The following is a 13098-nucleotide window of genomic DNA, read 5'->3' as shown; positions in this document are numbered from 1 at the left end:
TTATTTAAATAGATCTTCGCTAATCCAGTAATAAGTCCGGCCGTTCGATGCGAATCGGCTGTTTCGGAAGGTGGGTATGCGTCGGAAATAGTCGCGTCGTTCGCGTAGTACATACAAAACCTGATTGAGCAACGCATCGGACACCTGCTTACGGCTGGTCAAATCGCCAAGAGCAATGCGTTTAAACAATGGATTCGCAACAGGCAAATCCAGCAGGCCTTTTAATAGCTGATCCAGCGTGATGGAGCCTCGTGTAGATAAACTGGCTTCACTCAGCACTTGTCGATAGCGACTATGGAGCCGTATCCGGTCGAGGTAGAGGCTTGGGTCGATGTCATCACCACTTAGCATATCCAGCCATCGACCAATACCGTCATATTCATCGAGCGGGAGTAAGGCAATATACTTCCAGCGTGCCCCTCCGCTAAGCCGCTCTGGCGTATATGCCCGCGTCAGGTACGGATATTCGTCAATACGCGTTAGCGTTGAGGGGCTGGCAGGCAGTTTCAGTCCCGCAGAGGCATACACCGGGCTCAGTTTTGGATTTACCCGGTCGCCCTGGGGTTCCAGCTTCTGAAAGGTTTTTTCTAAAGCCGCCGTCACTTTCTGCGATTCGTTGGAGACCTGTTGAAACAGACTATCGGTAGCGGCATACAATTCCTTGAAGGGTAGTGCCTGATTTTTACGGGGAAAAAGCACCCAACCCGGTACCATGCTGCGGTCGGGATACGCCAGTTGGTACACATTCCGGTCGCCCATCCGAAGGTTAAATTCATTCGTAGCCGTAACCATATCGGGCCGAACAAGCCGTGCTTTTTTGAGATCGCTGCCTCTGTTAGCGATCTCCATAACCAACTCCCGGCTGTGGAGAATGAAGTTATTAGGAATATCGCCCGGAGCGCCAAAAGGCTGAAACGCCAGCAATCGACATTCTATGGTTTTCAGCGCTGTTGGAATCAGCTTACCATCAATAATCGACTGTACATCGCCGTTAATTCCAACCAATATGATAATGTTATTTTCGTCAGGATGGTTAGCAAATTGTTTTAAGGCTTCGCTAACGCCCGATCGGATGCATTTCGGTTCGGCCTCCGGGCGATTCCGGGGTGGTGGCGCAATGCGACTTAACCGACTCAGTAGGCTCGTGTAATTGGCCGTCAGGGGAAGGAGTGTGACCTTACCTTTGAGCGTCTTGTTGTCATCCGATTTTTCATAATCGTCATAAACGACTGAGCCGACCTGTAACGAAATGGTCCGAGTCGTATCCTGCGATAACTGAGTAATCGTAAACTGAATGGTGTTCATCAATTCGCCCCAATAGGGTTGCATGGCGGAACTCCCTTCTACGACGTAAACAAGATTGTAATTCGTTGTATTGGCCCGGACACGAGGTAGTATCTGGTTCGAAATCGTCTGCCCGATCACATTCAGCACCGGAACCTGTCGTTTCTCAACCAGCGGGGTTAGCGCATTGGTCAGCAATACAACCTGGCTGTCTTTAACGCTGTATTGTTTCAGTACCGGAAATTTAGGCCCCAGCCGATCCCAGGAAACAGCCGGAAAGGTACTGTTAATGAGGGTTGAATCACGACCTCCCCGAAGTAGCGCCGAAACGGATCGATAAAAGGAAATTGGCTTGGACGATAGGTTGGCGGTGTCGGCTTCGATGAATAAACGCTGGCCTATCGGTTGTAACACTTCAATAGGTGTCCAGCCTAACATGATCTGTTTGACACTATCGGTCGGGAACCAGGATGCACGCCCGACCAGCGCTTGCCGACGCGTTTCGGAGAGCTTATACACATAGGCCAGATCATACAGGCGCATTCTGGTGTCGGCAAGCGCCTGCTGAGAAGGGTCCATATATAGCCGAATCGAATCATTCGACAGGTATTGCTCGGGGTTCGTCAGCAGGGCAGGTTGGGCTAATACAGCACTCACGATCTGTGCCCGGCGTTGATCAGACGATCGGCTACTCTGGTTCGCCAGTAAAAAGCGGCTTTTGAGCGCCCAGCCGTAGTAAACAACAGCTTTTCGATCGGGGATAACACGCTTTGAAAACTTATTGCCGATAACGAGCGCCGGATCGTACTTAATGAGTTTTAAATAGCCATTTCGCTCTTTCAGTACGTAAAAGGCTTCCATAAACCCCATTTTCTTAAAGGGCGTTGTGCCGTTCGAACTCCGAAACGTTATGTTGTTATTGCGATCAGAATAGACAATCCAGGGCGACCCACCCGGTGGCTGGAGATTAGCCTTAGCGCCTGATTTTGATATGCCAACACCTGACTGAACCTGATTAGGCGTTCCCGATACGGGTACCAGATTGTCGGGCTGACGAGCCACGCGCAGGAAAAAAGGCAATTGGGCTCTGGCCAGGTCAGGACAGCCGAGCCAAAACGTCAGAACAACAAAGCAATACCAGAGCCGGTCTAACCGAAACTGCCGATTAGGGGAATAAACTGGCCAGTAAATCGGCAGGCATTTCATGGTTTATGTTGAGTCACATTTAAGCGTGTAATGCAGGACGTAACCGAATCGGAAACAACTGCAACCCCATCAATATGGACTCCCTGATCGAACTGGAGTCCCATGCAATAGGAATAAAAATCGTTGGCTTTTGTGTTGTTAATCTGGACAAGCGAATTATTGCGGTTGCACAGGTATTTGCTCAGCAAATAATTGTAATTGCTATTAAATGATTGTCCATCAGCAATTTGCTGAAGCCGACGTCGAATATCACTGCCAACGATATCCAGTGAATCGATGGGGGGATCAAACTTGTTATAGCCCCGGATGATGGTAATCTGCTTCCGGATCGGATACTTCGTTACATCCGTCATCAACTCAATGGTATAGGTGTGCGGCTTCGAACGATCTTCGTCGGCAGGGTAACTATAAATAGCCGTCTGATCGCGGGAATCGACCTGTCCACTAGCCCCGAACCGCCAGGTGAACTGACTCGCCCGCCCCCCCACAGCCGTAAAAACCAGCTTCTCCCGTTCATAACCCGTTGATGGCCCTTGTATCTGCACAAGAGAATCCTGCCGGATAACCATCGGTTCTGGCCTGATCACGACTGAAAACGTTCGGGTTACTTCTTTATTGACCCGTAAGCGAATCAGATAAGTACCCGGCCGATAATAGCGGACTACCCCCCTTGCTCGCGGAGACTCCTGCCCATCGCCAAATTCCCAGTGCCATTGTTCGGCCTGACTCGTGCTATCTATATAGCGAACCGGCTGGCCAACCACTTGCTGAACCGGGTACACCCTGGCCTGAATTTCTACATCGGAGGTATACCAGTACAACACAACCAGCATACCTACAGTAAGCAAAAAGGCCCGGGCCGATAAGGTCATTTTACTGTTCATAGTACTTATCGGGAACTGGTGACAGACGGGTTTGCGCCTGAGGCTGGGGCAGCACCGGGGAACATACCGACGCTACAGTCATCCAATTGTTTACGAAACAAACTAATGTTCGACTGTTTACTCCAAACCAGCTTTTTGTCTACGTACATCATCTTATAGAAGTCGGCAATCTGCGCAAACGTCCGAAACCGAGTCCCTTCCGATTGTGGGTTGGATAGGCGACGGATTTCATTCAGGCGATCTTCAATATCAACTTCAATAAATACAGCATTGATCTCAGGCCGATAGACAACAATGGCATGATAGGCCGAATCGAGCAAGGGTATGTTGTCAAGTTGACTTTTCAAGACCCGCTCTTTCATCTTGATTTGATTCGACAGGTACTTCGATTCTGAACTTGAATACGTTTTATTACGAAACGCAATCCAGCTAACTACTACAGACAAGAAGCTAATGGCCGCCAGCAGGTAGATAAATTGGAGACGACGTTCGCGCATCGTAAGCCGAAAAAAACTATTCATAAAACTGGGTTAATTAGCGATGGGCCCTCTCCGTTTATTCTGCCGATTCTCCTCTACAGCCTGTTGCAGACATCCTCTTAGTTCATCCCGCAGGTCGCCTTCTTCAACCATCGACTTGTTCAGGGAGTCTTTTAACAATAACATCTCGTTTATGTGACTGAATAAGCGATTGTAAACCACAAAGTACTGCTGAGTTTTCTGTTGCTGACTGACCAATCGGGTAAACTCTTCTTTCTTCCGGGTAACCAACCGTTGTAATTGCTGGTCATCCTGATTCCGATTTGTGTTCATCAGACTCATATAGGTGTACAATGAGTCAACCTTATCGGCCAGCATCGCATCGGTATAAATGACCCGATCAAACGCTTCTTTTTGCTGAATTAATTGAGTTGCCTGACGCAAACTTGTTTGAACACAGGAATACACACAGAGTATCGTTACCACCAATAAACTGGTAAACCAGGTAAAAAAATGATTGAAAGCCTGCTTAATCTCTTTATGATTTAATGATTTCATTCGTGTAGAAAGATTCTTTCATTGGAAACTGATAACTTGTTCTTTCAATACCTCAACTCCTTATAAACTCATGTCTGTCTCTGATCCATCGGCCGTTTCATCTCCTTATTTCCTCGATCTTCTTGACGTCGATTTTAAGGCCGAAATTTTAGCGGCTTCCCTGGCTAATCAACAGATGGCTCCCGAACGGATCATTGTCAATCCAACCGGGCTCTATAGCCGAGCCTACTCTAAAGACATTGAGGACGTTAGCGACTGGTTGCTGGAAGGCTCGACCTTCATTTACAACCGCATCGATACACCCCGCGAGGGCTTGTTCGATATGCTGCCCCATTATCTATTTTTCAGCCCAGCCGAATCGACAGGTCCTGAAAATGTCGATCAACTTCTTGACGGCATACGACGGGATCGGGAGGAAGAACGACAGGCGCGCTTGTTTTTTCTTCCCTTCGATGCTGAACTGAATCACCTGCGTACCCTATCTGTTCATTACGATAGTTCGGTTGACCATCTGGACGGCGCTACCGAGATTATCAAACAGTTTGCCGAACACTGGCCAATCATAAACGCTATGAGCCGTAGTCAGGCGGGTATTTTTATTCAAATACTGCCCTGGTTACACCTGCTCCGCAGTAATCTGCCCTGGTTTGGCCGCTTTCTCCATCTCTTCTTTGGGGTTCCGGCTCAAGTTGAAGCGGGACGCCGATTAGATGAATCAACACGCGAGGGCGGCTTACCAAGACTGGACAACTGCCGACTTGGCATCGATACCGTTGTTAGCGACCATTTCGACGCCGACTGGAATGGGATACGGATTAGTATTGGTCCCGTTCCGGATAACCGGGTGGCCGATTTTCTGCCACACTCAAAAACGATTGCTCTATTGCATAATCTCATTGACTATTTTTTACCTGTTTCCAGCGAAGTATCCATTTCCGTGTTAACGAAACCAGGTGCTCCTAAAACAGCGGATACATTTCTGGGTTACAATTCCTTTCTTTAACCATATCGTAGCTTCCCGGCATTACGGCTTGCCTTTTTTCGTTGGTGAGCGCGTTGGTTTCTTTATCGACGGTTGCCTGATTGGGCCAGCGCGCGGACCCATATAGTGTAAGCGTTGATTTTTTGTTGCTTCGCCAATGACTATTGAACAGCCATCGGGCTCAACGATTATATAGTTGTTTTGCAGGAGTTGCTGGCTATTGATGCGATTGATTGTATACTGATACACCGTTGGCTGCGTCGGCAGTGGAAGACGACTCGGCCAGCTAAAGTCCAGTTCCTGCGTTTCTCCTTCATAAAGAAGCCTAAAGACGATTTTGGACGAATACAGCTCCGTATTCGCCCGCACAGAATCAGAACGTATTGCCGTAATCTTCGCAGAGTCTGCCCGAACGGAATCAGATCGGACAGCAATAGCGCGCGCAGAATCAGAACGCACTGCATTCGCCCTGGCTGAATCCAAACGAATCGAATCCGTTCGGATCGAATCTGATCGCATCGCCTTAGTCCGCGCAGAATCAGAACGCACAGAGTCAGGGCGTAGGGCGGCTGTTTTCACCGAATCTACTTTTACCGAATTCGCTCGAATTGTATCAGTTCGTGCAACAGACGGACTGACAGGCTTGGGTGCAGGTTTTGTGGCTTTAGACGTAACCCTGGCAACCCTTTCTAAGCTCAACTCATACAGTTTAAGCGCAAAGATCGGAGCCGGTTCGCGGGGAATAGCTGCCTGTCGGGCCGATGGGCGTATATAAAACCCGAGTGTTCCAGCAACGGGCTCACTGCGGCACGATTGCTCAAATTCGTCATTGCGAACGGTAGAAACGGAGTAGAAAAAATAACTCGCTGAATCTGGCAACGCGAGTTGCGTTGGCCAGATGAACTGAGAATCTTTCCCCGTTTTTTCGTAGATCAGCCGGTTACCGGGTAACGTATACAGCCGGAACGAATACTGTTCGCCCTCGGTGTAGATAGGCGCACTACTTCGCCATTTTAACGTCGGTCTGCTATTTATACCCACCTCGTATTCGTTGGGCTGATTGGGGTCCAGAATGGGCGGATAACAAACAGGCTTGGGTGCTCTTGCGGGAACGTCGTTGGACCCTTGTCGTTTGGACGACAAAAACCGGTACGAAACCCCAAACTGAACACCTATCGTGTTCATATCCAAACGCTTCTGCGAAAAGCCATTTGAACTGTTTACCTGTGTATACCCAAGCGAGGTCAGGGTCGTGTTGGCCGATAAACCTAGTCCTATTTGCGGACTAACCTGGTATTTGAAGCCAGCGCTCCCGGTGAATCCAATTCGAGCCCGTTGATCGCTTGGCGAAACCGTTGTAACGTATGTGCCATTCAACAGATTATCCTGTGTAGTACCCGATATGTAAGCGCCCAGAATAGGGGCATCGTTATAAAATACCCCGCCCCTAAGCTCTACATCGAACAGTAAGCGCTGGCTCAGTGGAAATGAAAAAGCGGGGCCAACTGCCAGCATAAAACTGTGCTGGGAGGTAAGCGGCAGCACGTGGGGAGTTGGGAATAAAGGGATCGACTTATCCAGTCGGTATAAATCGCTTACCCGTAAATTCTGATAGCCAGCTAAAACGCCAAGCCCCCAATTTCGACCAACAAAATAATCGGCAGAAAGCGTGGTCTGAACTCCATTTGTCAGATACAGATTATCATTTAAATAGCCTTTCTGTTGTAACTGGTGGTAGCCAATAGTACCACTCAATCGCCATTTAAAAGGGGCAAAAGCATCAATGGATGTGGGGTGGGTTAATACTAAGGGGTTAGGATTGTAGAGTAGCGAATCCTGTGCCACACCCCGATTAACCAGGGCGAGAACAGCATAACTAACTACAAACCAGAAAACGATACGCATAAACGATATACATGGCTAAAATCTAAACTTGTGTGGCTACGTCGGCCAGGAATAACCTGTACGTAGTAACCTGCCCCGACCGATGAATCAGTTTCTGGAGAAGTCCCTCCATAACAACATTCCATTCGGCCTGGGTAAGGGTGCAGTCCTCTGCCGGATGCAGACTAATATCAACTGTACGCATCAGACCTTCTTTTACCGTACCCCCTGTAGCAACTCCTTTTTTTATGGTTACCGACTCCAGCAAAGGGCCTAATTCATGGTGGAAAAAGGCCCTGGTATCTTCCAGCGTTACAATACGCTGGTGGGTCATGAGCGCATATCGGTAGGTTTGAACGCGGTGAAGAGCATCAGGGCGATTCCGACCACCAAGAGTGGTCGTTAACAACCTGATACTGTCGTTGTGCAAACTGCTCGTATCAAAAGCCTGTAAAAGCGTGCCCACCGGAATGCGGTTGGCCAGTTCGCAGTTGGTTGTCCAGAAATCGACCTGCATCGTATCTCCTTCTTCAAACGGCTTAAACAGCACATACTGATTAAGCGCTATCGGCGACGTCATGGTAGTCTGCACTTTGCGCTCAAGCTGCTCAAGTTTCTCCTGAAGCTGAGTCAGCAGTAAGCGCACCGTATCCTGCCCATATACGGCAAACGCAACCGATTCATCCCGAAGTAGTTCGAGCAGAAACGTCAGTTGTTCACGAGCATTTCGTTCGTCGAATCGTTCTACTCCACCCCGCCGAACGGAATAGCCGCCTTCTTCGATGTGATCAGCTTTATGAAACGGAAAGGGGCTGAAAAGGCGCTCCTTGCTATCCATAACCATCCTGACCAGTAGCAACGTTTCGAACGGAGCGGTTCGTAAAGGCAGCAGATTATAATTGGCGGTTGTCCGGTAAAGAATCCGGTTCGCTTTCCGGTTCAAGGCCGGAAATGCATTCAGTTCAACCGATACCTTTTCCAATATCGTTTCGTCGAACCGGGCCGGAAAAGTCACCTGCAACCAAAGCAATGATTCGCTTGCCAGTGGGCCTAGATTCTTCACGCCAAAAGCCTCTGCAAACGCAGGCGGATAAGCCAACTTTTCATCTTCCAGCTGCCCAGTTACAGGCTGCTTAAGGTGAACAAAGCGAGGCTGATACATCTGGCGGATGTCATTCTCGAGTTGATAACTAATCTCATATTCCGACAGCAACTGCGCCGGACCATCGTTCTGGCGCTGATTCGATTCTGCGTAAGCCGGGCCAACAGCTGTTTGTAGCGGAGCCCCATTCAGGTACCAGCTACTTAAGGCTAGCAATGGAAGCAACGGCTGTGGGTTTACGTCATTAGGCCAATCGAAGAAGAAATTTACCCGATCAAGGGATTCAACAGCCGAATTAAGCGCCAAACCAATCCAGAGCGTTTTTGGCGCAAGCTTATGCAGCGGCATGGTTTGCACTACCAGGCGTTTGCCCAACTGCGGATGAATCGAATATAACTGGGCACCCGAAGCGAGGTAGGCTACACGCCCATCAACAAGTCGTAGCGAGTCGACGGGTGAGAAAAACATATCCTGCACACTGTCCAGTTCGCCCATCAACTGCGACGCGTATTTCTGCTGATAAAGAAAGCTTTGTGTCGGCTCTAACTCAACGATCGGTTCGGCCGGATAGGCCTGCATAACCGCGTGAGCCGGGCGAGGAATGGTCAGCAAATCCGGCGTCAGCAAATCGGCCAGCCGCTCCAGAACCCGCCCCTCCGACTCCATAAACTCATTGCTGATCTTATAGACCTCATTAGCCAGTGTATCGATCAGCATCCGGACGAACGTATCGAGATTGTTCAGGTCCCGCACTCCCCACATCTGCATGATGTGGAGTAGTAAACGTTGCCGAATAGCCTCCTGGGAAAAATACGATCGTTGGTCACTCAGCGGCATGGGTGTTCAGGTAAGGAAAGTGATACTACCAGTAAATACGTTTGTTAGCTTGCCAGTTGCCCTACATGGAGTTGGGTCGAAAACCGGAACGGCTCTTCCGTTTCAACCACCGTAGCGTTTACTGTCACGGTCGCCAATTGTCGATAATCTTCCGGAGCACCTTCTGAGCGATGATCAACGGCTCGGAACTCTACTGAAATTTTAGGATTTCGCAGGCGGGGTTCGTGTTGCCGAATGGCCGCTTCAAGCGATTCGCGCAGGTAGTCAATCCAATGGCTGGTTCTAATTGTACGGTCGAACTCGATGTCCCAGATTTTGCAACCAAATGAGCGGTCACTTCGGAGTTCACCGTAACGGGTATGGAGTAATAAATAGAGCGTCTGTGCAATGGAAACGCCCACCCCACAGGTTGGTATTTCCTTTCCGGCCATGATGGGACCAAATCGGATTGGCAGACGGTAAAGTGACTGATTCATAACAGTTTACAGGTAGAGGAAGAGGGTGTCTTAACAAAGACTAACCAATAAACAAAATTGGTTGGTAATCGACAAGCATTTTCTTACATTCGGCGTGCTTAATTCCAGTACCGGAATGAAGGCCTATTTCTCATCGTAGTTGGAAAACCTTTTCTCCTTACCTCCTCTTGCCATGCCTGTTTATTCCATCGTCACCGAAACAACATTGCTCATCGACGGAAAAAAAATCTCGTCTTTTCAATCGCTAACGCTACAGCAGTCCATCCATTCTACGCATGAATTTCGGGTGTTCTTCGAACACGACGCCATTGAGGAATTGGTGACGTTGTTTTCGGACAAATTTGATCAGCTACAGCGGAAGTCGCTTGATCTGACCATCAAAGGAGATCCATCTTCGGCACCGCTGGAGTTTAAAGGCGTTATTACGCAAACAGAATTACGGCAGCGGGATGATGGCTATTGGGGGCTCATGACGCTGATTGGTCATGGAAACTGTGAAGCGCTGCGGACGGTGCCTGGTACACAAACGTTTATTGATAAATCGATTTCGGATGTGGTATCGGCCTGCCTGAGTTCATACAGCCAGCCTAAGAAGGTAACTGCTCCGCTAGGACCTTCCAAGCTGCCATTTTGCGTTCGTTACCAAGAGTCGACCTGGGACTTTCTTAAACGACTGGCCTATGATTTCGGGGCCTGGTTTTACTACGACGGTGGCAAACTGCAATTTACTACCAGCCCTGGCACACCTTCGGCCCTGACCTTAACGTTTGGAGGCAACCTGGTTCAGTTTCGCACGGGTGTACGAGCGGCACCTACTTATTTCAAACACTATGATTATTTGCCAGAAGAGGATCGGCAGTTAGAATCGGAAACAGGAAAGGATCTGGCTCCTTATGGTAAACCCGAAACTAGTGGGGGAATTAACCCACACCCGGCTCAGGCAACAGCCGATATGACACCCTATCGCGACAATCGTAAAGCGGCCCTGGCTGCCGAAGAAAAATATATGGAGGGTCAGGCTAAAGTGCCCGGCCTGTACCCCGGTTGCAAGATTGTTGTAAAAGATGCTCCGTCGGGTAGAGGTGGGCAATCGGTCCCCTATCTCATCACGGATATTGTCCATTACGTGAGCGGAGTTGGGCAGTATCATAATCGGTTTCGGGCTATTCCTGCCGATGTGGTGGCCATGCCTGTACGTAAGCTGGTGCGGCCAATGGCCCAAACACAAATTGGCACCGTTACCGACAACAAAGATCCCAAAGGGATGGGCCGGGTAAAAGTACAGATGCTTTGGATGAAAGCCCCGGAAACGACTCCGTTTATCCGGATGACTCTGCCGCACTTTGGCCTTCACGCCGACAATAAAAAAACGCGTGGGTTTCAGTTCGTACCCACCGTTGGCGATCAGGTTATGGTCGGTTTTGAATACAACGATCCTGAACGCCCCTTTGTGATTGGGGCACTACCGCACGGAAAGAATAGCGGCATCGATACCAGTAAGCCCGAGGAAGAAAAGCATATCAGCGTAGGCAGCGGCAGCACGCTGACCTTCATTGAGAAACCAACACTCAAAGAGATTTACGTTAAAGTTGACGAGAAGAATTTCATCCAGATTTCAGTACCTAACGGACAGGGAGCCATCACCGTCCAGTCGTCAAAGGATATATTGATAAAGGCCACAGCCAAAGTTACTGTTGAGGCTCAACAAATTGAACTGTCGGGTACAACCGTTACCATCGAAGGAAAGCAGGCAGTCAACATCAAAGGAGCCCAGGTAAAAATAGAAGGATCGGCTTCGGTGGGTATAAAGGGAGCCATGACCGATGTAGAAGGAACCGGAACCATGAATGTGAAAAGTTCAGGAATAACAACCGTTAAGGGGTCAATGGTCATGATCAACTAAGGAGAGCTTTAATGGATAATGTAAAAGTCGTCAACTTCTGTTCTCATAACCAATACTTTAAATACTATCCATTAAGTAGTTTATGCCGTTTGTTGCGACAAATCCGCTAAGTCAGCGGCTGGCGGTTCTGGAGCGGCTTTGGCTGGAATTCCGTCGACTCTCTAACGCTCGCTTGTGCCGATGGTTATTTGCTCCCGGAGAAGCCTGGTTTTTAGATACTTTTCTGCAGGAGCAGGCAGGGGCCGATGCGGTTTCTAACGATATTTTTCTGACCCTCCGAACACCTGTTCAACATTGGCAGGCGTATTTCGAGCAGGCATTAGACGAGTTAACCAGCCTCATCAACCACGATGTAACACTACTGGCCGACCGGAATTTGGCTATCGTTTGGGCAAGCGAACCGAAAAAAGCGGAGGAAGACCCACTGGCCCGTTTTGTCGGTTATCTGAATCGATTCATGAAAGGGCTGAATGCCCATACCGACGGCGCACTCGTGTTATGCTTACTGCCAAAATCATTCGCAAGTCCTACCGTACTGGATCAGATGCTGACGGCGCTGTTGCAGGCTAATTTATCGCCCGATATTCGACTTATTGTAGCCGATACAATTGGCGAAGAACAATTGGCAACACTACCGGGCCGTTTTGGGAAGGCAGTACATTCACATCCGATTGATCTCCAGCTCCAGAAAATAACCCGTCAACTTGCCTCTTTTGGGCCACCCACCGCGCCTGATGTGAAATTTCGCCAATGGCATGCCGAGCTGACCAACGCCATGGCACAACGTAATCTGCGTGATGTGGAGTACTTTGCCAACAACTGTCTACTGATTTGCCAACAGGAAAATTGGCGTAGTTTGGAAGCCAGTGTCAATCTATCCGTGGCTCATGCCTATGTTGATCATCGTCGGTACGAAGAAGCGCTCTCGCTTTACAATCGGGTTATCGATCAAATGGAGATTTTATTCAAACAGGGCGACGAGACTGCTGGCCGAATGAGCATTATGGCCTGGTTGGGGGCGGGCAGTGTATACACGGAGCTACGCCAGCGGCAACGCGCCATCGACTGTTATGGGTTGGCTAGTGAACGAGCCGAAGCCTTACAGGAATGGCTTCTGGCTATTGAAAGCCATCGTCGGTTGGCAGCTGCTTATACGCAGGAGAGCCGAATGCGGCTGTCCGAAACGCATTATCTCCAGTTATTTACCTTAGCAGAACATCTACCAGCGGAGCACTATCAACTGGCGCGGCTACCCGAAATCGGTCAACTTTATTGGCAGCAACAACAAACACCCGAAAAAAGACAGAAAGTGACAGAATTGCTAAACCAGCTGCTAGGTGCTGGTTGGCGTAAAACGTAGATTTTTACTTTGATGCCATGATTATCGTGATGTCAGGTTCTTCAACCTGACACGTTAGGTTTCTCAAAACCTAACGAACCACACGAGGTTTCTCAAAACCTCGCATGCCGGTTATAAGTAACCGACACCACGCACAGTACGCA

10 protein-coding genes are annotated in these 13098 nt (G+C 49.1%); 3 read left to right on the top strand and 7 right to left on the bottom strand.

Features of this window, described 5'->3' with window-relative positions:
- The 4 genes from tssR to ACYVGR_RS20760 are packed head-to-tail and all read right to left on the bottom strand — an operon-like array spanning position 1 to position 4411.
- Positions 1-2490 (bottom strand): type VI secretion system protein TssR domain-containing protein, encoded by a 2490-nt coding sequence (gene tssR, locus ACYVGR_RS20775; RefSeq protein ID WP_460960200.1) that lies wholly within the window; start codon positions 2488-2490, stop codon positions 1-3.
- On the bottom strand, positions 2487-3374 hold the full coding sequence (locus tag ACYVGR_RS20770) for a PKD domain-containing protein (RefSeq protein WP_460960198.1): 888 nt from the start codon (positions 3372-3374) through the stop codon (positions 2487-2489). Before ACYVGR_RS20770 ends, tssR begins: the two co-directional genes overlap by 4 nt.
- Before the next feature lie 5 nt (positions 3375-3379).
- Positions 3380-3895 (bottom strand): type VI secretion system TssO, encoded by a 516-nt coding sequence (gene tssO / locus ACYVGR_RS20765; RefSeq protein WP_460960196.1) that lies wholly within the window; start codon positions 3893-3895, stop codon positions 3380-3382.
- A gap of 9 nt (positions 3896-3904) precedes the next feature.
- A complete protein-coding gene (locus tag ACYVGR_RS20760; RefSeq protein ID WP_460960194.1) occupies positions 3905-4411 on the bottom strand; it encodes a hypothetical protein in 507 nt (168 codons plus the stop codon).
- A gap of 70 nt (positions 4412-4481) precedes the next feature.
- On the opposite strand from ACYVGR_RS20760, the gene ACYVGR_RS20755 reads away from it, so the two are divergent.
- On the top strand, positions 4482-5414 hold the full coding sequence (locus ACYVGR_RS20755; RefSeq protein ID WP_460960192.1) for a type VI secretion system baseplate subunit TssG: 933 nt from the start codon (positions 4482-4484) through the stop codon (positions 5412-5414).
- A 21-nt stretch (positions 5415-5435) separates the two neighbouring features.
- Here ACYVGR_RS20755 and ACYVGR_RS20750 read toward each other — a convergent pair whose 3' ends face one another.
- The 3 genes from ACYVGR_RS20750 to ACYVGR_RS20740 are packed head-to-tail and all read right to left on the bottom strand — an operon-like array spanning position 5436 to position 9692.
- On the bottom strand, positions 5436-7298 hold the full coding sequence (locus ACYVGR_RS20750; RefSeq protein WP_460960190.1) for an outer membrane beta-barrel protein: 1863 nt from the start codon (positions 7296-7298) through the stop codon (positions 5436-5438).
- Positions 7299-7320: 22 nt separating this feature from the next.
- Positions 7321-9216: a hypothetical protein gene (locus tag ACYVGR_RS20745; protein WP_460960188.1), complete on the bottom strand. Its 1896-nt coding sequence runs from the start codon at positions 9214-9216 to the stop codon at positions 7321-7323.
- A gap of 44 nt (positions 9217-9260) precedes the next feature.
- Entirely contained in the window at positions 9261-9692 is a 432-nt protein-coding gene (locus tag ACYVGR_RS20740; RefSeq protein ID WP_460960186.1) for a GPW/gp25 family protein, read from the bottom strand.
- Positions 9693-9864: 172 nt separating this feature from the next.
- Here ACYVGR_RS20740 and ACYVGR_RS20735 point away from each other — a divergent pair, with 172 nt between their 5' ends.
- Together ACYVGR_RS20735 and ACYVGR_RS20730 are read left to right on the top strand one after the other, a co-directional pair.
- Positions 9865-11595, top strand: coding sequence for a type VI secretion system Vgr family protein (locus tag ACYVGR_RS20735; protein WP_460960184.1), 1731 nt, complete (start codon positions 9865-9867; stop codon positions 11593-11595).
- 82 nt (positions 11596-11677) lie between these two features.
- Entirely contained in the window at positions 11678-12955 is a 1278-nt protein-coding gene (locus ACYVGR_RS20730; protein WP_460960182.1) for a hypothetical protein, read from the top strand.
- The last annotated feature ends 143 nt before the right edge of the window (positions 12956-13098 follow it).

Source organism: Spirosoma litoris (assembly GCF_054776755.1).
This window is presented reverse-complemented; position numbering and strand designations above follow the sequence as displayed.